Source organism: Cerasibacillus terrae (assembly GCF_008039555.1).
Lineage (GTDB): Bacteria > Bacillota > Bacilli > Bacillales > Amphibacillaceae > Cerasibacillus > Cerasibacillus terrae.
The window spans coordinates 446,573-470,601 of sequence record NZ_VDUW01000001.1 but is presented as its reverse complement, the minus strand read 5'-3'; the positions used below and the strand labels follow the sequence as shown (position 1 = coordinate 470,601).

Annotated in this window: 24 protein-coding genes and 1 pseudogene; 24 read left to right on the top strand and 1 reads right to left on the bottom strand. The window is 32.6% G+C overall.

Translation table 11 applies throughout. The features are described from left to right. Positions 1-14 precede the first annotated feature (14 nt). The 4 genes from resB to FHP05_RS02345 all read left to right on the top strand — a co-directional run bounded on the left by resB (position 15) and on the right by FHP05_RS02345 (position 5,493). Positions 15-1,685, top strand: a complete 1,671-nt coding sequence (gene resB / locus FHP05_RS02360) for a cytochrome c biogenesis protein ResB (RefSeq protein WP_147665622.1) — start codon at positions 15-17, stop codon at positions 1,683-1,685. Next, positions 1,682-2,863, top strand: coding sequence for a c-type cytochrome biogenesis protein CcsB (gene ccsB / locus FHP05_RS02355; RefSeq protein WP_147665621.1), 1,182 nt, complete (start codon positions 1,682-1,684; stop codon positions 2,861-2,863). The genes resB and ccsB overlap by 4 nt, the downstream gene beginning before the upstream one ends. Before the next feature lie 138 nt (positions 2,864-3,001). Next, a complete protein-coding gene (locus FHP05_RS02350) occupies positions 3,002-3,718 on the top strand; it encodes a response regulator transcription factor (RefSeq protein ID WP_147665620.1) in 717 nt (238 codons plus the stop codon). Beyond that, positions 3,718-5,493: an ATP-binding protein gene (locus FHP05_RS02345; RefSeq protein WP_147665619.1), complete on the top strand. Its 1,776-nt coding sequence runs from the start codon at positions 3,718-3,720 to the stop codon at positions 5,491-5,493. The genes FHP05_RS02350 and FHP05_RS02345 overlap by 1 nt, the downstream gene beginning before the upstream one ends. Positions 5,494-5,541: 48 nt before the next feature. Here FHP05_RS02345 and FHP05_RS02340 read toward each other — a convergent pair whose 3' ends face one another. After that, positions 5,542-5,799 carry a ferredoxin gene (locus tag FHP05_RS02340; protein ID WP_147665618.1) on the bottom strand — a complete coding sequence of 86 codons (258 nt, stop codon included), beginning with the start codon at positions 5,797-5,799 and terminating at the stop codon, positions 5,542-5,544. Between the two features lie 216 nt (positions 5,800-6,015). On the opposite strand from FHP05_RS02340, the gene FHP05_RS02335 reads away from it, so the two are divergent. From FHP05_RS02335 to FHP05_RS02240, 20 genes and pseudogenes are all read left to right on the top strand, one after another. Then, a complete protein-coding gene (locus tag FHP05_RS02335) occupies positions 6,016-7,062 on the top strand; it encodes a helix-turn-helix domain-containing protein (protein WP_191126201.1) in 1,047 nt (348 codons plus the stop codon). Between the two features lie 18 nt (positions 7,063-7,080). Further along, positions 7,081-8,631: a RecQ family ATP-dependent DNA helicase gene (locus FHP05_RS02330; protein WP_230973905.1), complete on the top strand. Its 1,551-nt coding sequence runs from the start codon at positions 7,081-7,083 to the stop codon at positions 8,629-8,631. Next, positions 8,618-9,184: a CPBP family intramembrane glutamic endopeptidase gene (locus FHP05_RS02325; protein WP_147665615.1), complete on the top strand. Its 567-nt coding sequence runs from the start codon at positions 8,618-8,620 to the stop codon at positions 9,182-9,184. The genes FHP05_RS02330 and FHP05_RS02325 overlap by 14 nt, the downstream gene beginning before the upstream one ends. Before the next feature lie 9 nt (positions 9,185-9,193). Then, positions 9,194-9,445 carry a hypothetical protein gene (locus tag FHP05_RS02320; RefSeq protein WP_147665614.1) on the top strand — a complete coding sequence of 84 codons (252 nt, stop codon included), beginning with the start codon at positions 9,194-9,196 and terminating at the stop codon, positions 9,443-9,445. A gap of 401 nt (positions 9,446-9,846) precedes the next feature. Continuing rightward, on the top strand, positions 9,847-10,425 hold the full coding sequence (locus FHP05_RS02315) for a genetic competence negative regulator (protein WP_147665613.1): 579 nt from the start codon (positions 9,847-9,849) through the stop codon (positions 10,423-10,425). 137 nt (positions 10,426-10,562) lie between these two features. Then, on the top strand, positions 10,563-11,843 hold the full coding sequence (locus FHP05_RS02310) for a Glu/Leu/Phe/Val family dehydrogenase (protein WP_147665612.1): 1,281 nt from the start codon (positions 10,563-10,565) through the stop codon (positions 11,841-11,843). A 114-nt stretch (positions 11,844-11,957) separates the two neighbouring features. Beyond that, positions 11,958-12,947 (top strand): YpdA family putative bacillithiol disulfide reductase, encoded by a 990-nt coding sequence (locus tag FHP05_RS02305; RefSeq protein ID WP_147665611.1) that lies wholly within the window; start codon positions 11,958-11,960, stop codon positions 12,945-12,947. Between the two features lie 135 nt (positions 12,948-13,082). Continuing rightward, complete coding sequence (gene prsW, locus FHP05_RS02300) at positions 13,083-13,724, top strand: glutamic-type intramembrane protease PrsW (RefSeq protein WP_147665610.1); 642 nt, start codon at positions 13,083-13,085, stop codon at positions 13,722-13,724. A 269-nt stretch (positions 13,725-13,993) separates the two neighbouring features. Further along, complete coding sequence (gene sleB, locus FHP05_RS02295) at positions 13,994-14,824, top strand: spore cortex-lytic enzyme (protein WP_147665609.1); 831 nt, start codon at positions 13,994-13,996, stop codon at positions 14,822-14,824. Positions 14,825-14,838: 14 nt separating this feature from the next. After that, a complete protein-coding gene (ypeB, locus tag FHP05_RS02290) occupies positions 14,839-16,179 on the top strand; it encodes a germination protein YpeB (RefSeq protein ID WP_147665608.1) in 1,341 nt (446 codons plus the stop codon). Between the two features lie 90 nt (positions 16,180-16,269). Further along, positions 16,270-16,941, top strand: a complete 672-nt coding sequence (locus FHP05_RS02285; RefSeq protein ID WP_147665607.1) for a flagellar brake protein — start codon at positions 16,270-16,272, stop codon at positions 16,939-16,941. A 98-nt stretch (positions 16,942-17,039) separates the two neighbouring features. Beyond that, complete coding sequence (gene cmk, locus FHP05_RS02280) at positions 17,040-17,726, top strand: (d)CMP kinase (protein ID WP_147665606.1); 687 nt, start codon at positions 17,040-17,042, stop codon at positions 17,724-17,726. 13 nt (positions 17,727-17,739) lie between these two features. After that, a pseudogene (locus FHP05_RS15725) lies at positions 17,740-17,895 on the top strand (lysophospholipid acyltransferase family protein); the annotation flags it as partial. A gap of 258 nt (positions 17,896-18,153) precedes the next feature. Beyond that, complete coding sequence (gene rpsA, locus FHP05_RS02270; protein ID WP_147665605.1) at positions 18,154-19,287, top strand: 30S ribosomal protein S1; 1,134 nt, start codon at positions 18,154-18,156, stop codon at positions 19,285-19,287. A 119-nt stretch (positions 19,288-19,406) separates the two neighbouring features. Then, positions 19,407-20,012, top strand: a complete 606-nt coding sequence (locus tag FHP05_RS02265; protein ID WP_147665604.1) for a YphA family membrane protein — start codon at positions 19,407-19,409, stop codon at positions 20,010-20,012. A gap of 96 nt (positions 20,013-20,108) precedes the next feature. Next, the gene (gene der, locus FHP05_RS02260; protein WP_147665603.1) at positions 20,109-21,419 is read left to right on the top strand and encodes a ribosome biogenesis GTPase Der; all 1,311 of its coding nucleotides are present in this window, start codon (positions 20,109-20,111) and stop codon (positions 21,417-21,419) included. A 12-nt stretch (positions 21,420-21,431) separates the two neighbouring features. Then, the gene (locus FHP05_RS02255; RefSeq protein ID WP_147665602.1) at positions 21,432-22,460 is read left to right on the top strand and encodes an NAD(P)H-dependent glycerol-3-phosphate dehydrogenase; all 1,029 of its coding nucleotides are present in this window, start codon (positions 21,432-21,434) and stop codon (positions 22,458-22,460) included. 71 nt (positions 22,461-22,531) lie between these two features. Next, the gene (locus tag FHP05_RS02250) at positions 22,532-22,789 is read left to right on the top strand and encodes a stage VI sporulation protein F (protein WP_230973904.1); all 258 of its coding nucleotides are present in this window, start codon (positions 22,532-22,534) and stop codon (positions 22,787-22,789) included. Between the two features lie 229 nt (positions 22,790-23,018). Beyond that, on the top strand, positions 23,019-23,216 hold the full coding sequence (locus FHP05_RS02245) for a DUF2768 domain-containing protein (protein WP_147665600.1): 198 nt from the start codon (positions 23,019-23,021) through the stop codon (positions 23,214-23,216). A 21-nt stretch (positions 23,217-23,237) separates the two neighbouring features. Next, positions 23,238-23,954, top strand: a complete 717-nt coding sequence (locus tag FHP05_RS02240; protein ID WP_147665599.1) for a hypothetical protein — start codon at positions 23,238-23,240, stop codon at positions 23,952-23,954. Positions 23,955-24,029 lie beyond the last annotated feature (75 nt).

The window sequence follows — 24,029 nt, the reverse complement described above, 5'->3', positions numbered from 1 at the left end:
TAGGAGGGGCTAATATGGAAAAAATCAAATGTGAGTGTGGGCATGTTAATCCACTAGGTACAGTTCTTTGTGAAGCCTGTGGTAAACCTATTGAAGGTAATCAGCATATCGACGGTAACGAAAATAAAAAACTTTTGAATATGCGTTATGAAGGATCTGCGCGTAGATCTAAAACATATACAAGTTCATTTATTGATAAAATATGGACTTTCTTTTCATCTGTTAAGGTTGGTGTCTGGTTAATTGTTATTGCTTTAATCGCATCTGCGTTAGGCACGATTTATCCACAAGAACAATACATACCTGCTGAAGCGATATCCAGGGATCCAGCAGTCTTTTATGAAGCTACATATGGAACTACAGGTAAACTTTATTATCAATTAGGTTTTCATGATTTATATGGATCATGGTGGTATATGATTTTACTAGCTCTAATAGGTGTTTCTTTAGTGATATGTAGTTTAGATCGATTTATTCCTTTGTATCGAGCACTAAAAAAACAAAGAGCAAAAAGACATGAAACATTTATAAGAAGACAGCGATATTTCAGTGAAACAGAACAAGTATCAGAAGATGAAATAACAAAAGTAAAGAATAGACTTCGAAAACAGCGATATAAAATTTCGGAAGAAAATGGACATATTCTTGCAGAAAAAGGTAGGTTCTCCCGGTGGGGTCCTTATGTAAATCATATTGGACTTATTATTATTTTAATTGCAGCATTGTTAAGACAAACACCATTATTGTTTTTAGATGAATATGTTTGGGTCAGGGAAGGTCAACAAACCGTTATTCCCGGAACAAAAGGTGAATATTATATTGAGAATAAAGAATTCATTTTAGAAATATATGATGAAAGCGATGGAGAAATTTATAAAGATGCACTGGAAATGCAAGGGGAAGCTGTTGCGAAAAACTACCAGACGAACGCCATTATTTATAAAAAGAAAGAAGAATCTGTTGTTGGGGCTGAACCTGAACTTGAAGTGATTAAAGAAGCTGAAATAAAAATGAATAACCCTTTAAAATTTGATGGGTATACACTATATCAGGCAGGATATCAGTTAGACGAATTTGATACGATGTCCTTTAAAGTACATCAAACCGATGATACAGATAAAGAATCACTTGGCACATTTACGGTTGATTTAACAAAACCAGATCAAACGTATGAATTGGATAATGGTCTTCGTGTACAAATTGATCAATACTACCCAGACTATGAATTGGATAAGGGAGAACCTAGATCAAAAACTAAATTTCCGAGAAACCCTGCATTTGTCTTTTTAATATATCCACCTGAAGAGAACAAACCTGAAGTAAGCTTTGTAGGTATCGGAAGAAATATTGATCCAACAAATGAAAATCAATACAAATTAGGAATTGCTGATTTTTCTATGCGCGATGTTAGTGGGTTAACTGTACGTAAAGATTATACATTACCATTATTTATAATAGGTGCTGCAATCTTCATGATTGGTGTTATTCAAGGAATGTACTGGCAGCATCGTCGTGTATGGATTCATCCAAAGGGAAAAAATGTCCTCCTAGCTGCACATACAAATAAAAATTGGCATGGTCTAAAACAAAATATCGAAAAAGCTATTACTGATACAAAAATTAATCTTGTTGAAGATCAACAAGAGTTAGAAGAAGAAGTTAAGAAAAAAGGAGGAAAATCATGAGTTTATTAGAAATTAGTAGTACGATGCTGTATACAGCATTTATTCTTTATTTGATTGCAACAGGATTTTTTGGGGCAACAATCAAAAGCAAAAAACAAAAAAGGGGTATCTCTGAAAAAATAGGTATTACTTTAACAATTATTGGGTTTATTGCACAGCTTGTATATTTTATTACCAGATGGATGGCAAGTGGGCATGCTCCAGTAAGTAATATGTTTGAATTCGTAACTGCTTTTGGTATGGCAATGGTGTTAGCGTTTATTATTTTGTATTTTATTTATCGGTTAACGGTTTTAGGTTTATTTGCCTTACCGGTAGCTATGATTGTTATTGCTTATGCAAGTATGTTTCCAAGTGATGTTGCGCCGCTTGTACCTTCATTACAAAGTAATTGGCTTGGAATACATGTTACAACAGTAGCATTGTCAATTGGAATTTTATCCATTAGCTTTGTTGCTGGATTGATTTATTTAATTAAATTTGTTGACCAATCAAATAGAAGTAAACGAACAACCTGGCTGGAAATCATACTTTTCACATTGTTTGTGTTTATCGGTTTTAGTGTGATCAGTGTCATCTTTAATTTCATTGACTATGAAGCGAAATTTCAATATATAGATGGGACAAATGAAGTAGAAACTGTCTATGAGATGCCTGCAATTGTTGGACCACATGATGGTACTGCATTGACTGAAGATGCAATGAAACCATGGTTTGAAGCACCAGGATGGATGCTTGGGAAAGATGCGGGTCGGAAATTTAATACATTAATTTGGTCATTTATTACTGGCCTTGTTATCTATCTACTATGTCGCTTAATTGCTAGAAAAAGAATTGGTGCTGCATTACAACCTCTTATGAAGAAGGTTAATCTTGACCTTGTAGATGAAATTTCGTATCGTGCAGTAGCAATCGGATTCCCATTATTTACGCTTGGTGGTTTGATTTTTGCTGCTATTTGGGCTCAAATCGCATGGGATCGCTTCTGGGGTTGGGATCCAAAAGAAGTGTGGGCATTGATAACATGGTTTTTCTATGCTGCATTTCTACACTTACGTTTATCGCGAGGTTGGCATGGAGAAAAATCAGCATGGTTATCCATTGTAGGATTTGCTATTATTATGTTTAACCTTGTTGGTGTGAATTTATTATTAGCTGGGTTGCACTCATATGCGTGAGAATTTAATGGAAAAATGAAACAAGAAAAACATGGCACAAGCAACCCAATTTGCATGTGCCATGTTTTTTTCTTATACATTTTTGTGATATTCATTTATACTATAAATGGTAGACTGAATTTATGAGGGGGATGAACAATGGGGAAAGACAAAAAAATATTAGTTGTAGATGATGAAGAGAGAATCCGCCGTTTATTAAAAATGTATTTAGAGCGAGAAGATTTCATAATTGAAGAAGCTGAAAATGGAACGGAAGCATTAGAACTTGCGTTAAAGAATGATTATGATTTAATTTTATTAGATATAATGATGCCAGAAATGGATGGTATTGATGTTTGTCAGGAACTACGCAAAGAAAAAAATACACCTGTTATTATGTTAACTGCAAAAGGGGAAGAAACAAACCGGGTACAGGGATTTGAAGTAGGGGTTGATGATTATATAGTGAAGCCCTTCAGCCCACGTGAGGTAGTTTTACGCGTGAAGGCAATATTAAGAAGAGCCTCTCAAAGTGGTTATAATCAAGTGGATGCTCAAGCGAGGAATATTCTAGTTTTTCCGCATTTATCGATTGACCATGATGCACATCGTGTGACAGCAAATGGTGAAGAAGTAAATTTAACACCAAAAGAATATGAATTGCTCTGTTTTTTAGCAAAATCACCGGATAAAGTTTATAATCGGGAACAATTATTAAAAGAAGTATGGCAGTATGAATTTTTTGGCGATTTACGAACAGTAGACACACATGTGAAACGATTACGGGAAAAATTGAATTCGGTTTCCAAAGAAGCTGCTAAAATGATTGGGACCGTTTGGGGTGTAGGATATAAATTTGAGGTAGATGATGATTAATGAAATTTTGGCGTAGTGTTGTAGGTAAGCTAGCAGTAACCATTTTATTGCTAGTTTCTTTTGTTTTATTTATTTTAACCATTTTATTACTAGAGTTTTTCGAGAATTTCCATACAGAAGAGGCAGAAAAAGATATGTTACAAACAGCCACAAAAGTATCAGTCATGGCTGAGCAGTATAAAGATAAGGATTTAATTACAGATACAACAGAAAGGGTAAAGGATCCGTCCAGTCGAATTGTAATTTATTTTCCTGATGAAACCGTATGGGTTTCTGGTAGTAATGATGAACATTTAAGCAAAATTAGTGAAGAATGGCTTTTAAACAAGGCAAATAAAAAAGAATTGTTGACAGATAAACAAAAAGTAAAAAAACAGGTGAAATTACCTGATCATGATATGGGAGCATTTTTGGTTGGTACGACGACAAATGATAATGATACCGCGGTTTTTATTTATCAATCGTTAGCTATTATGGATCAGACGAAGCAAGAAACGACAAAAATAATAGTTTTAGCTGCAGGTATAGCGATTATTCTTACAACTATTTTCGCCTTTTTTTTATCAACTCGTATTACATCACCTTTAATCAAAATGAGAGAAGCTGCATTTGATCTAACAAGAGGAGAATTTAATACAAAAGTACCTATACTGACCCATGATGAAATTGGGGAACTAGCAATGGCATTTAATCGCATGGGTAGACAGTTAAAATTTCATATTAATGCTTTGCGTCAAGAAAAAGAACAATTATCAAGCATACTAAGTTCTATGGCGGATGGTGTCGTTACATTGAGTCGTAATGGTGAAATGATTGTTACGAATCCACCAGCAGAAAGGTTTTTTGATGATTGGTTTTTTGAGTATAATTATCCAGAACAAACAAATCATCTTCTATTGCCGGTTGAACTAAATGATGTACTAGAGGAAGTTATCCAAGGTGAAAAAGAAGTTCTAAAAGAAATTAGTTTACAAGGAAGAAGTTGGGTAATGATCATGACTCCTTTATATGATCAATCCTATGTTCGTGGAGCTGTAGCTGTTATTCGAGATATGACAGAAGAAAGACGCCTAGATAAATTAAGAAAAGACTTTATTGCAAATGTTTCCCATGAATTAAGAACACCAATTTCCATGCTTCAAGGATATAGTGAGGCAATTGTTGATGATATTGCAGAAACAAAAGAGGAAAAAAATGAATTAGCACAAATTATTTATGAGGAATCCTTAAGGCTAAGTAGGTTGGTAAACGAATTACTTGATTTAGCACGAATGGAAGCTGGTCATATTCAATTGAAGATAGAGCCAGTCTATATAGATGAATATATTTCTCGTATTTTACGTAAATTTAGAGGGGTATCAGACGATAACCAAATTGACCTTAAAGTGAAAAAAGATATATCTGTTGAAATTGCTTATTTTGATGTTGACCGTATTGAACAAGTTCTTACCAACTTAATTGACAATGCAATAAGGCACACCAGTGAAGGTGGTTTTGTAACTGTCGATGTGATTTATCACGGTAAAACATTAGAAGTTTCTGTGCAAGATACTGGAAGTGGGATACCAGAGGAAGACTTGCCGTTCGTGTTTGAGCGGTTTTATAAAGCAGATAAATCAAGAACACGAAAAGATAATAAAAAAGGAACTGGACTAGGTTTATCAATCGCGAATAATATTATTAAGGCACATCAAGGAACGATTACTGTTAAAAGTAAACTAAATCAAGGAACAACATTTTCCTTTAAAATTCCTTCCAAGAAAATGGAAGAGTAAAATGATTCCCTCCAAGTTAGTCTATACTCTTGGAGGGAATAATAAGTTTCATTTGCTTGGTTCACTTATATTTGGATTACTATGAAATGGTTGCTTGGAAACTTTAATAGACTCACTAGGGCATGCATCATAAGCATCGAGTACATCATCAATAAATGATGTAGGAACGAGCATGTCTCCTGAATTATTATCTAAAATGGATTGTGAAATACCTTCCTCATCATAATCAAATACATCTGGACAGGCAGCCCCACAAACACCACAAGCAATACAGGTTTCCTTATCAACCATTGTATATATACGCATAATTAACGACCCCCAAAATATGTCAAACACCTAATTCCTTTGCTTCGTAAAATCTCTTATTTATATTTTATAGGGAGAAACTTTCAAATTCAATATGATTCACATAAATTCAGGCTTTCAATGAAACAACTATGAATTGTTAATTTTTAAAAAATATACTATTTTTAAGATGGTTTTAGTAGTGTAGCGAAGATTAAGAAAAAAAGGATGAGCACCATGTATTTTGATAGTATTATTTTATACAGTACAAAAAAAATTGGTCAATCTCGGACAAGTTCTGCAATTTATCATTTATTAAATGGAAGAAAATCTATTCAAACATTACAAGATGCTAAAATCTTTGAACTTGAATCCTTTTATTCTATCTATCCAAATTTAAGTAAAGTAGTGTTCCAACAAAAATTAACTAAACTGGTTAAAAACGGCTATTTAACAATTGTAAATAATGATAATGTATTTGATATTACAGATGCGGGAGAAAAATGGTTACAAACACAACAAAGCCATTTTTGTTTTCAAGCATTAAATGGAATAAAATATGCTAAAACAGCTGATATATTTTTCAAACGTTTATTACTATTTATTCAAACAATCATTAATAGTAATGAGGAATTCTTTTCATTTATACCTATTAATGATGAAAAGGAGATAACAGCTTGGGTAAAAATATTCTATAAAAAAGTACGTCCATATCAGAAAAAAGTTAAAAAGAATCTTTTTAAAGAATTAAAGCTTCTTTTAAAAACCATACCCGAAGAATTATCTAATATGTTTGTTGATCGATTATCAGGTTATAAAAATTATGGTTTAAGCACACAGCAATTAGCTGCTAAATATCAATTATCTGTTGATGATATTAACATACTATTCGTTGGAATGACTCATCACATTTTGTCTGAGTTAGAAAGGGAAAAATTTAAATATAATCTTTTGTCATTATTTGTAGAATTACCATCAGAACGTCTTCCGATTTCTCTATCAGCAAATAAAACAAATCAATTATTACGAAAAGGCTCTTCGTTAGACGAAATTGCAAAATTAAGGAAATTACGAATAAATACAGTGGAAGATCATATTGTGGAAATTTCATTGTATGATCCATATTTTCCCTTTGAAAGTTATGTTTCTGAAGAAGAACAAATAATAATTACAGATGCAATTCAAAGAACAAAATCATACAAATTAAAAGATATTAAGGAAAAAGTTAATGAACAAATTAGCTATTTTCAAATTCGACTTATATTAACGAAACTAACCAAGTAAATGGGAGGTGGTGATAGATTGAATACAACAGGTGCTTTAGAAAAAAAGCTAAAAAAATATTTTAATTATGACTCATTTCGTAAAGGACAACGAGAAATAATTGAGGATGTATTACAAGGAAAAGATGTTCTGGGAATATTACCAACAGGATCAGGAAAATCAATTTGTTACCAGCTTCCTGCATTGCTCTTACCAGGAACAGTCATTGTTGTTTCTCCTTTAATTGCTTTAATGATGGATCAAGTGAAACAATTGAAAGCAAAGCACTTTAAACAAGTTATCGCTTTAAATAGCTTTTTAACACCTATAGAACGGCAGCAAATATATCAAAGATTACATCAATATCGCCTTGTATATGTTTCACCTGAACTTTTACAGCAAGAGCAATTTGTATTCTATCTTAAAAAAATGAATATCAGTCTCTTTGTTATTGATGAAGCACATTGTATTTCTCAATGGGGGCATGAATTTAGACCAGATTACATGAAATTAAAAGAAACAATTCAAATTATACATAATCCTCCAGTATTAGCACTTAGTGCAACAGCAACTCCAATGGTGCAACAGGATATTATGAAATCATTAAATAAACCAGAGATGAACAAGCATATTTATCCAATCGATCGAAAAAATCTTATCTTTTCGATCAGGAAGGTAAATGAACACGAAGAAAAACTAGCAAGTATTATCCATCTATTAACTATTTATAAATTACCTACACTTATTTACTTTTCTAGTAGAAATACAGCCGAATGGATGGCACAAACACTTGCTTATGAAATACCTGAATTAAGGGTTGCATTTTATCACGGAGGAATGGAACCAATGGATAGAGTAGCAATTCAACAACAGTTTATGAATGATCAACTACAAGTCATTTGTTGTACAAGTGCTTTTGGTATGGGAATTGATAAAAGTAACATCCGTTTGATTATCCATTACCATTTGCCGACACAAATTGAATCATTTGTTCAAGAAGCAGGTAGAGCGGGAAGGGACGGCAAAACAAGTTTAAGTATATTACTATACTCTGACAAAGACTTTTTTATACCAAAACAAATCATCCAAAATGAATTACCGAGTATAGAAATCATTCAGAACGCATTTCGTGTTTTATATACTTTACAAAAAGAAAGTAATATATTTTCTTTAACGGAAGAGCAAATAGAACAATTATTTCAAATAAATGAAATACAATGGAGATTTATGCATGCACAGTTTGAAAAACATGATATCATTAGAGATAATAAGATTATCTATGATAAAGGTAAGTGGAAAGAGGCATATCAACAGATAGTGGACAACATTCAAGAGAGAACCCGAATGAAAGAAAGTAAGTTACATGAAATGTTAAGATGGATTCATGAGGAAAATTGTTTGCGTGAAGCTTTATATCAACCATTTCAATCGACATTTACGAAGCCAGAAGATTACTGCTGTAGCAATTGTGGTTTTACAGTAGAACAATGGAAACCAGATATCCAAACAAGCCATCATAATCAACCTACATCTTGGCAAGAAAAATTACAGCAACTATTCCTTATCGGTGATGAAAATGAAGCAAAGTGAATTATTAAAACAACTAACTGATCAGGAAGTTAAGAAGTCTTTATTATTAAGTCAAACTTTCATTCTTCTTATCGCATTTGGATTAAGTTTTATTTTATTTCAATATTTCTCTGATTGGTTGACTTTGTTTTACTGGGATGTAAACGAAATATTCATTTATGGCGTTATTCCAGGCTTTATAATTGTTTTAGTTGATATATTTCTCATGCTTTTTCTACCTAAAAAATGGTTGGATGATGGTGGAATAAATGAACGAATTTTTAAGGTTCTTTCACTTGGGGAAATTTTTTTATATACGTGGTTTATTGCAATAGCGGAGGAACTTTTATTTCGAGGTGTCTTACAAACAGTTTTTGGTTTTTTTAGTGCAAGTGTCATCTTTATTCTTGTTCATTTTCGCTATTTAAACAAACCTGTGTTACTTATTTCTGTTATCGTTACAAGTTTTCTTCTAGGGTTTCTTTATGAAGCAACAGGTAATTTATATACTGTAATAGTGACTCATTTTATTGTTGACTTTTTATTAGGAATGATTATTCATTTTAAAAGGTAGGTGTATCTAGTGGTAGATTCCATATCAAATGATCAAGCAACAACATTAAGAAATTTAGTGGATAAGAATGAAGGAACAACCGAACAATTATCACACGATTCCAAAGAACGAGAGATAGATGTGTTAAATTTACCACCAAGAAGTGTCGTTCACCAAAAACATACAAAAACCTATTTAAAACTAAGTAAACCTTTACTACGGCTTGTATTTGTTTTTTTCGTGTTATTAGTTGTATTTTTAACTTATTTTCTAGTTAATTAATATGTAGTTCTATTGGCTGTGTTTTAAGGGGGGCTTTCAATCACCTATAACGGATTTGCTTCATCCTTACCTAAAATAAATTTCTTTACATACATAGGCATTACGTGTTCTTACTTTATTAAAATAGGTACAGCTTTTAAGTTTGACAAACATAAAATGAGGTATTCAACATAATGATTTTAATAGTACATCTAAATAATTGTAATGATGCTCCCGAAACTTTATTTAAAATACATGAACGAAAAGTCCAATTTTATTTTGACTGGAAAGAAATAAAATATTATCATTTTTGAAATACTATTCAAATAAAATTAAATAGCATATAATATAACAAATAAAGAAATTTATATGGTTTTTAGATAAAAACAGAAATGTAGTTAGGTTAAAGGAGGGTGCTATGTATGAGAATTGAAAGAGTATCACCTAACCAGTTTACAATATTTTTAACGTTTGATGATCTGATAGACCGAGGTTTTACAAAAGATGATTTATGGTATGATGCTTCAAAAATTCGCAACCTTTTTAGTGACATGATGTATGAAGCAAGTTCCGAGTTAGACTTTGAACTTGAAGGTGAGCTTGTTGTGCAAGTGCATCTAATGCAGGCACAGGGAATGCATATCATGGTTACACAGGAGGCAAAGAGTTTAGATTGGGAAGAAGATTATATTGAAATGAAAGTGACGCTTGATGAAAGTACAGAATTGAATTTCTCCTTTGTTGACTTTGAACATTTAATTCATGTTTCACCACATCTCGCTAATTTGTCAATTGTTGGTGGTAAGGTATTTCATATGAATGATCAGTATTATTTTTTATTACAAGAATCTGATTTAAAGGGAAATAATAAGGATGATATTATCGCAATTTTGTCTGAATATGCAGCACCCAGCATTCTAACATCCCATCGTTTGATGGAATACGGAAAACCAATTTTTGAAAAAGAAGCAATACAACAACTGATGGATAAATTCCAATAAACTCAAAAAAATAGTGGATTGAAGATTATTAATCCTGTTAATTGCGAAGATATAATTGTAATATTATAATGTAAGTGTATACTAATGCATGAGTAAAGGATTTTATATATTCAAAGGATATTTTAGGAGGTAAATTCATGGTAGCCGATAAAGCAGCAGATTCTACGAACGAAGAAAAAAAGAATATAAATATTTTAACATCGACCAGATCGGTAATCAAAACCGCGTTAAGTAAGTTGGGTTATCCAGACGAGGTATATCAACTATTAAAAGATCCAGTACGTATGATTACTGTAAGAATTCCAGTGCGTATGGATGACGGTTCAATTAAAGTATTCACAGGATATCGTGCTCAACATAATGATGCAGTGGGTCCAACTAAAGGTGGTGTACGATTTCATCCGGATGTTACAGAAGAAGAAGTAAAAGCCTTATCTATCTGGATGACATTAAAAGCTGGTATTGTTGATCTACCTTATGGTGGTGGAAAAGGTGGTATCATTTGCGACCCAAGAGAAATGTCATTCCGTGAGTTGGAAGGTTTAAGTCGTGGATATGTACGTGCACTAAGTCAAGTAGTTGGACCAACGAAAGATATTCCAGCACCAGATGTGTTTACAAACTCACAAATAATGGCGTGGATGATGGATGAATATAGCCGAATCGATGAATATAATAGTCCCGGATTTATTACAGGGAAACCGATTGTTCTTGGAGGGTCTCATGGTAGAGAATCTGCTACTGCTAAAGGTGTAACAATTGCTATAAATGAAGCAGCGAAGAAACGTGGTATCGATGTAAAGGGTGCCCGAGTTGTCATTCAAGGATTTGGAAACGCCGGTAGCTTTCTTTCTAAATTTTTATATGATGCAGGTGCGAAAATCGTTGCGATATCTGATGCATATGGAGCTTTGCATGATCCAGATGGTTTGGATATTGATTACCTATTGGACCGTCGTGATAGCTTTGGAACGGTAACAACTTTATTTGATGACACAATAACTAATCATGAAATGCTAGAGTTAGATTGTGATATCCTAGTTCCTGCAGCTGTTGAAAATCAAATCACCGAAAAAAATGCCCATAATATTAAAGCAAACATTGTTGTCGAAGCTGCAAATGGACCAACAACAATGGAAGCAACAAAAATTCTTACTGAAAGAGGCATTCTTTTGGTACCAGATGTGCTGGCATCTTCTGGTGGTGTAACAGTATCCTATTTTGAATGGGTTCAGAATAACCAAGGATATTATTGGACTGAAGAAGAAATTGACAAAAAACTTCATGAAACAATGATTTCTGCATTTAATACAATTTATGATACAGCTCAAACAAGAGGTGTTGATATGCGTTTAGCAGCATATATGGTTGGTGTAAGAAATACTGCTGAAGCATCTCGATATCGTGGTTGGGTTTAGTAGTTAATATAAAAAAATAAAAAAATATCTTTAAATAAAAATATAAAAAACTCTTATCGTATCTATAAGATAAGAGTTTTTTATGGTGCATATTATAAAAGGAAGTGCTAAACAATGCAAAAGGAAGAAATAATTATTATTGGAGGCGGCCCATGTGGGATGTCTTGTGCTATTGAACTACAAGGAAAGGGATATCAGCCACTAATTATAGAAAAGGGAAATATTGCTAATACAATTTATCATTTTCCTACACATCAAACATTTTTTAGTTCTAGTAATAGACTAGAAATTGGAGGTATGCCATTTATTAATGAAAGGCAAAAACCAGTACGAATTCAAGCTTTAGCATATTATCGTGAGGTTGCCAAACGAATGGATTTACGTGTTCATACTTTTGAAAAAGTAGAGCATGTTGCAAAAAAAGAAGGCCTATTCTCTATAACAACGAAAAATCAGACAGGGGACCAACAACAATATACCGCCGAGCATGTTGTTATTGCTACGGGATATTATGATCAGCCAAATTACATGAACATTCCTGGAGAAAACTTAAAAAAAGTGTCACATTATTTTAAAGAAGGACATCCATATTATGATAAAGATGTCGTTATTATCGGTGGGAAAAATTCTGCAGTAGATGCCGCCTTGGAACTTCATAATGCAGGTGCAAATATTACTGTTCTATATCGTGGAAGCACATATTCTAAAAGTATTAAACCATGGATTTTACCAGATTTTGCCTCACTTGTTCGAAAAGAAATTGTTCAAATGGAATTTAATGCAACTATTACAAAAATAACCGAAACAGAGGTTTTCTATGAAGTGAATGGAACAGAGCATCGTGTTAAAAATGATTTTGTCTTTGCGATGACTGGATATCGACCCGATGTTACATTACTACAAAATGCTGGTGTAATAATTGATGAAATAACTGGGAAGCCATTATATAATGAACATACTTTAGAAACAAATATTTCAAATTTATATGTAGCTGGTGTGGTAGCCTCTGGAAATGATAATAATGCCATTTTTATAGAAAACGGGCGTTTCCATGGAGGAGCAATCGCCGAAAATATCGCTAACAAGGAAAAAGTAAACCATTAATTTTAAAAATAGCATGCTTTTAAGCTTGCTATTTTTTTCATTTTTAGAATATAATTTAAAAATTATATTCAATTCCATTCATATACATGATAAGCTTTAATTATTAGTAATAAATAGGAATGAGGTTTATCGATTATGATTGCCATTCTATCAGCTGCTATAGCTCCTGCAATTGCCTTAATGGCATATTTTTACTTAAGAGATTATTATACAGAACCACTAACTTTAATTATACGTACCTTTATCTTTGGCGCATTACTCGTTTTTCCTCTAATGTTTGTTCAGTACACATTTAAAACAGAACTATTTTTAGGTTCGTTTGTTCACGCTTTTATTATAAGTGGATTAACAGAGGAATTTTTTAAATGGTTTGTATTTATGTATGTTGTATATCAACATACGGAGTTTGATACACATTATGATGGAATAATTTATGCTGTAGCTATTAGCCTTGGCTTTGCGACTGTTGAAAATATATTGTATTTACTTAGTAATGGAATAGAATACGCATTAACAAGAGCAATTTTTCCTGTATCATCTCATGCTTTATTCGGAGTTATGATGGGCTATCACTTTGGAATGGCGAAAATTATTCAGAAAAGACAAAAGTGGAATATTTTTTTAGCACTTTTATTACCATTTATATTACATGGTACATATAATTTCATTTTAAAAACATCGGAAAACTGGCTACTAGTTTTAATACCATTTATGATCTGTTTATGGGGAATAGGAATATACCGTATAAAATTAGCTTCTCGGCATCCTATAAGTTAATCATTTAAAGCAGTTTTCTAAAAAATGATGCTATCGGAAGATTATTTGTAAAAAAAGATGAAATCGTATCAGTATCAAAGGATGCGAGAATAATCTAATACAATAAATAATGCATAATCACTGTTATTAAAACAGTGATCTTTTTGTTTTCTTAGTTTGAAAGATAGAAAATATTATTATTGTGTTAAATCAATTCGTATATTCATGAATAAAAATATCATTTTTTCGAAAAATAGATAACACATGAATGAGTTATATGGAGGTAAAACATGTTATCTAACAGAATATTTCAAGTTATTGTTGTTGTTACGTTACTAAGTGTTCTTCATTATGCCTATCCAAGTAAACCAGTAAATGCATTTAGCTCGCAAGTTGTTCAACATGGTGCTGTTGGAGATGATGTGATTGAATTGCAAGCTCGATTACAATATTTAGGTTTTTATAACAAGGAAATTGATGGAGTTTTTGGTTGGAGTACATATTGGGCCTTACGGAATTTCCAGTATGAATTTGGATTAGAAATCGATGGCTTAGCAGGTACGACGACAAAACAAAAATTAGCAAAAGCAAGTAAGTACAATGAGCAATATGTTAAAGAGAAGATTTATAGCGGTAAAAAGTTTAGCCATTATGGTGGGACAAAAGAGAATGAATCCACCAAAACAAAGAATCAGGGACAAGCGAATGAGAATACATCAAATCAAGCAAATCAGGCAACCCCTGCAGTAAATGTACCTAATGGATATTCTCAAAATGATATCACATTACTATCTAATGCTGTACATGGAGAGGCAAGGGGGGAACCTTATGAAGGTCAGGTTGCAGTAGCTGCAGTCATTTTAAATCGAGTACAAAGCCCAACTTTTCCAAATACTATTTCTGGTGTAATTTTTGAGCCACGTGCATTTACTGCGGTTGCTGATGGACAAATCTGGTTAACCCCTAATGACACATCGAGACGAGCTGTTTTAGATGCTATTAATGGTTGGGATCCATCTGGAAATGCCCTTTACTATTTTAATCCAGATACAGCTACATCTGAATGGATTTGGACCAGACCACAAATTAAGAAAATAGGGAAACATATATTTTGTAAATAGAAAGGTTGATAAAAATGTTACGTTCCATACTTATCGTTGTGTTAACGATTGGGGTCTTAGGAACATCTTTTTGGGGTTATAAAGAACACCAAGATAAAAATGCTGTTTTAATTCAAGCAGAAAACTCCTATCAGCGTTCATTTCATGAATTAACATATTATACAGATCTACTACATGATAAAATCGGAACATCATTAGCAATGAATTCGAAGTCAAGTTTATCTCCTCAACTGGTTGAAATTTGGAGAATATCATCAGAAGCATTAGCAAATGTAGGTCAATTACCATTGTCTTTGCTTCCATTCAATAAGACAGAAGAATTCCTTTCGAATATTGGAGACTTTACGTACAGAACTGCAGTTAGGGACTTAGATAAAGAGCCCCTTTCCGATAAAGAAGTAGCCTCTTTAAAGGACTTGTATGAACAATCGAAGGAAATTAAAAATGAACTACGTCAAGTACAGCATGCTGTGCTTGAAAATGATTTACGTTGGATGGATGTTGAGTTAGCACTTGCTACACAAGAGGAACCACTAGATAATACCATTATTGATGGTTTTAAAACGGTAGAAAAGAAAGTAGAAGGCTATGCAGAAACAAATATGGACTCCCCTATTATTGGAGAGATAGGAAAAAAACAAGATTTAACAAACCTAGATGGAAAGAAAATATCAAAGAAAAATGCCATCACGTATGGGAAGAAACTATTTAATATCAAAGATCACAAAGATATCCAGCTATCTCAAAGTGGTGAAGGGTCTGATACCCCTTTATATACGCTTTCTTATGAAGGAAAAGATAAACGAGCATATTTGGATATGTCTGTACATGGAGGCCATCCCATATCCTTACTAATTGAACGACCGATTGAAAAGAAAGAATTAAGTTTAAATGAAGGGTTTGAACGAGCAAAAAAATATATTGAAGAGAATGATTTTAAAAATATGTCCCTTTATCAAAGCACGGAATATAAGCAGATTGGAGTATATTCATTTATTTATGAAGAAGATGATGTGAAAATTTATCCTGATTCATTAGAAGTTAAAATTGCACTTGATAACGGTGATATATTAGGGCTTACAACAAAAAACTATTTCATCAATCATAAAGAAAGAGATATACCAACACCTGATCTAACAAAGGATGAAGCACTACAAAAAGTAAATAAAAATGTGGAAATATTGGAGGACTCTTTGGCGGTTATTCGTAATGAACTAGGAGAAGAGGTACTAACATATGAATTTTTAGGAACCTATGGTGACGAAACTTACCGGATTTTCATTAATGCAATGAACGGTAAGGAAGAAAAAGTGGAAAAATTAGGTAGTTCGGAAATGAATTATTCTGGAATGTAAGGAAGGGTTTTATTGCCTTTCCTTTTTTTTATTAATCTGTAATAATAGACATATATTGTCTAAAAAGGGTATGGCAAAGGGGAACTTCCTATGAAAATTGGTACAATGATAACATTACAGCGATATGAAGAACGATCAGATACTACGCTTAAATATAATAGTAAAATAATCGAAAAAAGTGAAGATTATTTTTTTATAACACTTCCTATTGAAGAAAAAACAAACAAGACAACTATTTTACCTAATGGATCAAAATTGTTAGTAACTTTCTTGAAAAAAGACTCTACTGGGAACCACGATATTTTTCAATTTAAAACAAAAATACTAAAAAAGAAGAACTTGGAATTACCGGTATTAGTTATAGCAAGCCCTAAGGAAGACGATATAAAACGTATTCAAAGACGTCAATTTGTACGTGTTAAAACGACGCTAGATTTGGCAATACATCATCAAAAGGGAGAAGTCTCGCCATTTACGACCGTTACAACAGATATCAGTGCAGGTGGGCTTGCCATGATTGTTCCACAAGGAGTTACATTAATATTAGATGAGGCTGTTTCTATATGGCTTGTCCTTTTAAAGAATGAAAAGAATATTGAATACATGAATTTTGAAGGAAAGATTGTTCGTATACCGAAACCAGAAGATCCCATTCAAATTGGTTCTGTGAAATTTAATGATTTAAGTATGAAACAAGAACAACAACTAACACAATATTGTTTTCATGTTCAACGGCAACGGATAAGAGAGAAAAAGCTTTAAAGAGCATGATTTTAAATGTTTATGATTAATTGAGTATGATATGATAATAACGAGTTTATTTCATAGAAATATTTTTTGACGACAAGAGAGGAATGACTATGTTGGTTAACAGACATACAATTAAAATTGCAATTGATGGGCCAGCCGCGGCTGGAAAGAGTACCGTTGCGAAATTGGTAGCACAAGAGTTATCTTATATATATATTGATACAGGTGCAATGTACCGAGCTATCACTTTAAAAGCATTAGCACATTCTATTCCTTTAGATAATGAAGCACAATTAACACAATTACTAGAACAGACAGTAATTAAACTCAAACAGGCAAAAGAGGGACAACAAGTTTTCTTAGATGGAGAAGACGTAACACTACAAATTCGGTCACAACAAGTAACCAATCACGTGTCTTACATTGCTAAACTACCTAAGATTAGACAGGAGATGGTGAACCGCCAACAATCTTTTGCAAAACAAGGTGGAGTTGTGATGGATGGGCGAGATATAGGTACATATGTTCTTCCAAATGCTGAAGTAAAAATATTTTTAGTGGCTTCTGTAGATGAACGGGCTAAAAGACGGTTTAAGGAAAATAGGAGAAAAGGAATCCCATCTGATTTAGAAGAAATTAAAAATGAAATTAGAAAGAGAGATCAAATCGATTCAAGTAGAAAGGTTTCTCCTTTAGTAAAGGCAGAAGATGCAATTGAGATTGATACAACAAATCAATCAATCAAACAAGTAGCAGAACTTATATTAGAAGAAGCTTATCATGTCTTAAAGCGATAGGTGTGACATAAAGATAAACCTTTATAAAATTGCGAAAATAAATGTATCCATCATCTTCTATCAATTATATCGAATCAAAGTATATGGAAAAGAAAATATTCCTAAAAATAGGCCTGTAATTATTTGTTCGAATCATATTTCTAATCTTGACCCACCAGTTGTTGGAATAGAAGGAAAATATAAACCTTTCAGGCGTTTAACAGTTACATAAGGAAAACCTGTTAAAATGGACGGTTTTCGTGGTCGAAGAGCAAGTCCCGAAGAGGCTGCAGACACAATTATGCAAGAAATTGGTAAATTATTTCACCATTCTTAATAATTTGCTTGACAAATATATACAATTGTTAGAAGTTATTAAGAGAGGATATTTTTTTAAAAAGAAATGGACTAATTTTGTTACATTCGTTTTGTCGAAGGAGGAAAAATGATGGATGAGCTAAACAAAGAATTGCCTGATCTTAATGTAGGGGATACAGTTACAGGAACTGTAGTAAAACTGGAAGAAAAACAAGTACTTGTTGACATTGGGTATAAAACAGAAGGGATTGTCCCAATTAGCGAATTATCAAATCTTCATGTTGAAACTCCTAGTGAAATCATTAATGAGGGGGATGAACTTTCGTTAATGATTAAGAAAAAAGAAGATGATAAAATTATTCTTTCCAAAAAAGCTGTCGATGCTGATAAAGCATGGGTAGAATTAGAACAAAAACTTGAAAATGATGAAGTCTTTGAAACAGAAGTGAAAGATGTTGTAAAAGGTGGACTTGTTACTGATGTTGGTGTCCGAGGATTTATCCCAGCATCTTTAGTTGAAACTTATTTTGTGGAGGACTTCTCTGAATACAAAGGAAAAACATTAGCAGTAAAGATAGTTGACTTAGATCGTTCTACAAATCGTGTTATTCTTTCGCATAGAGCAATCGCAGAGGAAAAAGCTGAAAAAGAAAAAGAAGCGGTGTTACAATCGCTAGAAAAAGGACAAGTTTTAGAAGGAACAGTTAGCAAATTAACACCTTTTGGAGCATTTATTGACCTAGGTGGAATAGATGGACTTGTCCACATTTCTGAACTAGCTCATGAACATGTAGAAAAAGCTTCTGATATCGTTTCAGAAGGCGAAACAGTAAAAGTAGAAGTGCTTTCTGTTGATCGAGATAGTGAAAGAATTTCTTTATCACGTAAGAATGTTATTCCTGGTCCATGGGAAAACATTTCTGAACAAGTTAAATCTGGTGATGTTTTAGAAGGAAAAGTAAAAAGACTAGTAAGTTTTGGTGCTTTTGTTGAAGTTATTCCTGGTGTTGAGGGTTTAGTACATATTTCTCAAATTGCTAATCGTCATATAGGAACACCTCAAGAAGTATTAGAAGAAGGTCAAGATGTTCAAGTTAAAGTATTAGAAGTAAATGAAGAAGAAGAAAGAATGTCTCTAAGTATTCGAGCATTAGAAGAAGAGGAACAGGAAAAAGAGTTCAAGCAATATGAAAAAACGGAAGACCAATCTAGTTTTCAATTTGGAGAAATTATAGGAGGTAAATTAGATAAGTATAAAAACTAATCATCATTCTAATTTACCTAACGAAAAGACCTTTCTATTATTAAATGGAAAGGTCTTTTGTTTAAAAGATACGAAAACCGTCATAATAGTAGTAAGTTATATTTGACGGAGGTAGTATTATGACTTCAGGCCTTATGTTTTATTGGTTAGGTTGGATATTTTGGGTGATCAGTTATTTTTTTATAAAACAAAATAAAGAGCAACAATTTTTCTCCTTTTGGATACTCATCATTATTGGAACATCTAATATATTTATCTCAATTGGATTTTTAGATTTCTCTATTGCATATTTTATCTTATTTTTTGGTTCCTTTTTACTTTTGCTGCAAAACTTAGACATGTTTTATCATTTATTTGTATCATTTACGATTATGGTTGGATATGCTAGTTATTTAATTTGGGAAAATGAAGCACCTTTCTTATCTATTTTTCCACGATTATTTCTCTTATCCGCATTAATAGTGTCTATGTCCTCCTTTTTAACACAGGGGTTAAAATCTAGGTGTATTGTAGCTATTGTAGGAGTTTGTGGTGGTGAATTATTATATTATTTATTTTTACTTCATTATCAAGCACATAGTACAATGGGGAGCCTCGTATTCTTAGATACAACTATTATAATTATTAGTTCTTTATTTTTATTAGAAATACTCTTCCGATTATATACAAAAATAACTGCATTTTTTCATCACTTAAAAAGCCAATATATTGGATATACTAGATGATAAAATAATGAGCTTAAACAATATATAATTGTTTATATTTCATTCTTTTGCTAGAATAAATGAAGTTACAAAAAAGAGAGAAAGGGTGATCCTTTCATGCAAAAGCCCATCGTAGCAATTGTTGGAAGGCCTAACGTTGGAAAATCGACTATATTTAACAGACTAGTGGGAGAGAGAATTTCCATTGTAGAAGATAAACCGGGGGTTACACGAGATCGTATCTATGCTCAAGCGGAATGGCTTGCAACCACATTTCATCTTATTGATACAGGTGGAATTGAAATTGGTGATGAGCCACTATTAGAACTTGTAAGGCAACAAGCAGAAATTGCTATTGATGAAGCACATGTCATTATTTTCATGGTTAATGGGAAAGAAGGAATTACGGCTGCAGATGAAGAAGTCGCCAAACTATTGTATAAATCAAATAAGCCTGTCGTACTGGCTGTAAATAAAATTGATAATCCAGAGTTACAAAGTGAGATATATGAATATTATTCATTGGGATTTGGTGAACCTTATCCAATTTCTGGTGCCCATGGCCGTGGCCTTGGCGATTTATTAGATGAAGTTGTGAAACATTTCCCTACTCTATCAAGAAATGAAAAAGATGATGATATCATCTATTTTAGTTTAATTGGAAGGCCAAATGTTGGAAAATCGTCATTAGTTAACTCTATTTTAAATGAAGAACGTGTTATTGTTAGTGATATAGAGGGTACAACAAGGGACGCCATTGATAGTTATTTCAAAAAAGATGATCAAGAATACACAATTATTGATACAGCTGGTATGCGTAAACGGGGTAAAGTGTATGAAACAACGGAAAAATATAGTGTCTTACGTGCATTAAAAGCAATTGATCGCTCGGATGTTGTCTTAGTTCTTATCGATGCCGAAACTGGTATAAGAGAACAAGATAAACGAATAGCGGGCTATGCTCATGATGCAGGAAGAGGTATTATTATTGTTGTTAATAAATGGGATACAATAGATTCAAAAGAACAATCAATGAAAACATTTGAAGATGATATTCGAAAACATTTTCAATTTCTAGATTATGCGCCAATTGTATTTTTGTCAGCTAAAACAAAGAAACGGATCCATACATTATTACCAGTAATCAATGTAGTAGGCGAGAATCATGCAAAACGCATCCCAACAAATGTCTTAAATGATGTCATTATGGATGCCATTGCAATTAGCCCACCATCTACAATGAAGGGGAAACGACTTAAAATCTTATATGCAACACAAGTCTCTGTCCAACCACCATCATTTGTTATATTTGTTAATGATCCAGAATTAGTACATTTTACTTACAAACGTTTTTTAGAAAATAGAATTAGAGAGTCATTTGGTTTTTTAGGGACACCAATTAATATCTTTGCAAGAAGACGGCAATAAGGAGTGGAGATAATGTCCAAAATAGCGGTATTAGGTGCAGGAAGTTGGGGAACAGCTTTAAGTATTGTCTTGGCTGATAACGGTCATGATGTTAGATTGTGGACACATAATGAAGTGCAAGAAGAAAATATAAATGAAACCCATAAAAATGAAAAATACTTGGAAATTATGATTCCAGAAAAAATCATAGCGTATTCAAATATGAAAGAAGCTATTTCCAACACAGATGCTATCGTACTTGTTGTTCCGACAAAGGCAATTAGGGAAGTGTGTCAAGAATTGAATAGCATTATGACACATAAACCAATTTTAATTCATGCCTCAAAAGGAATTGAACCAAATACATTTAAACGAGTATCAGAAATGATTGCTGAAGAAATGAATTTATATTCATATGAAGATATTGTCGTTTTATCTGGTCCAAGCCATGCAGAAGAAGTTGCAATGAGACAACCTACAACAGTAACAGTTGCCTCATTAACATCAGATTATGCTAAACATGCACAAGATTTATTCTTTAATGAATCTTTTCGGGTGTATACAAGTGATGATTTATTAGGTATTGAATTAGGTGGAGCGCTTAAAAACATTATTGCTTTAGGTGCAGGAATTTCTGATGGACTAGGCTATGGAGATAATGCAAAAGCAGCCTTAATAACAAGAGGGCTTGCTGAAATAACACGTTTAGGAACATCCTTAGGAGCAAACCCATTATCCTTTTTAGGATTACCTGGGGTAGGTGATTTAATCGTTACATGCACAAGTGTTCACAGTAGAAATTGGCGAGCAGGAAACTTATTGGGGAAAGGATTTAAACTAAATGAAGTTTTAGAACAAATGGAAATGGTTGTAGAAGGAGTCAGGACAGCAAAAGCTGCATATAAATTTGCAGAAAAAGAAGATGTAGATATGCCAATCACAAACGGTATTTATCACGTATTATTCCATGACAAACAACCTAAAGAAGTTGTTGAACAATTAATGAATCGAACGAAAAAAGAAGAATTAGATGATATTTATCATATGTTCAAACAAGAATGAAACACAAATAGCACACAGCCTCCTCCGTTACATATACTATGTTGAATGAAAAATATAAGGAGGAGAAATGTGTGAAGAAAGAAAACCCTTTTGACAAAATTCAACAAAAAACAAATTTAAACCCTAGTGAAATATACAAAGTAGCTGATTCTATGAAAAGTGCAGATTTTTCTGATGAAAGTACGGTTAGAAATTTAGTTAAAAGATTGTCTAAATTGGCAAATAAGCCATTATCAAAAGAAATGGAGGACAAAATTGTCCAATCGGTTACTTCAAATAATATGCCTCTAGATATGCAATCATTAAACAAGTTTTTGAAAAATAAGTAGATGTAGGCAAATGATTATACAGTGAAATGTTTTGTTGCATACAATACAACGCATGAGCATTCATTGAAGGAGTTGCTACGGGTGTTATTTAGTCAAACCGAGGTAAAGTTGACCCCATTTTACCTCGGGTTTTTCTTATGTATAATTATATATAAGCTAATCTCGATTTACATCTTCTAATTATGTTATAATGAATTTTTAATAATGGAAAGAATTCGGGAGTGAGAACATGTCTGCAGCAGAAATAAAGGAAATGATTTCTTTTATTGGAATTGGTTTATTAATATTATCAATCGCATTGATTCATATCGGAAGAAATAAACTTAAAGGATGGTTTGCTGGAATTGTTTCATTTCTTGCGTATGTATGTCTAGTGTTTGGTGCACTTATTGTATTTTATGTCGTTTTAAGTGGTCCAACCCAATAGGATTTGTAAGGAGAGAAATTTATGAAACGTACATATATTTATATAATAGGAGTCATACTTCTTATCTTAAGTGGGTGTATGTATCCGAAAGAAGAACTAGCTAAAAATAAAGTTCCAAATGAAGTACAAATGGAAATGGTACAAAATGCTGTAACGAAATATAAAGAAGAAACAAATGGATTAGTACCAATCAAAACGAAGGACAGTGATACACCCATTTTCGAGAAATACTTAATTGACTTTTCACAGTTAAAAGAAAGGAATTTACTTACAGAAATACCAGCAAATGCATATGAAAATGGTGGAGTATATCAGTATACATTAGTTGATCCGGAAAATAACCCAACAGTAAAATTACTTGATTTACGAACAATAGAAGCAATACGAAATGTAAATGTACATTTAAATATTTATCGAAATAAACATATTTATCCACCATTTGATAAAGAAGTTGTTCCGGGGGTATACACAATAAATTATAAGAAATTAGGTCTAGATGAACCCGCAAATGTGACAAGCCCATTTTCCGGAGAAAGCCTACCTATAATTATTGATACAGATGGTAAATTATATATCGATTATCGTAAAGATTTATATGATGCTTTACAAACATATGATCATGATTTTAAAGAGGGAGATGATATTCGATATATTTTAGTTGAAAATACACCATTTGTACCTGCTTATTCCCTTCCTTACACTATTAAAAATAATGAGCCTGTTTTTTTAAAAAAATAATTAGCATAAATAAGCCCTTGTAGCAATATATTGTTGCAAGGGTATGTTTATGGACATTTTTAGAATCCGTAAAGG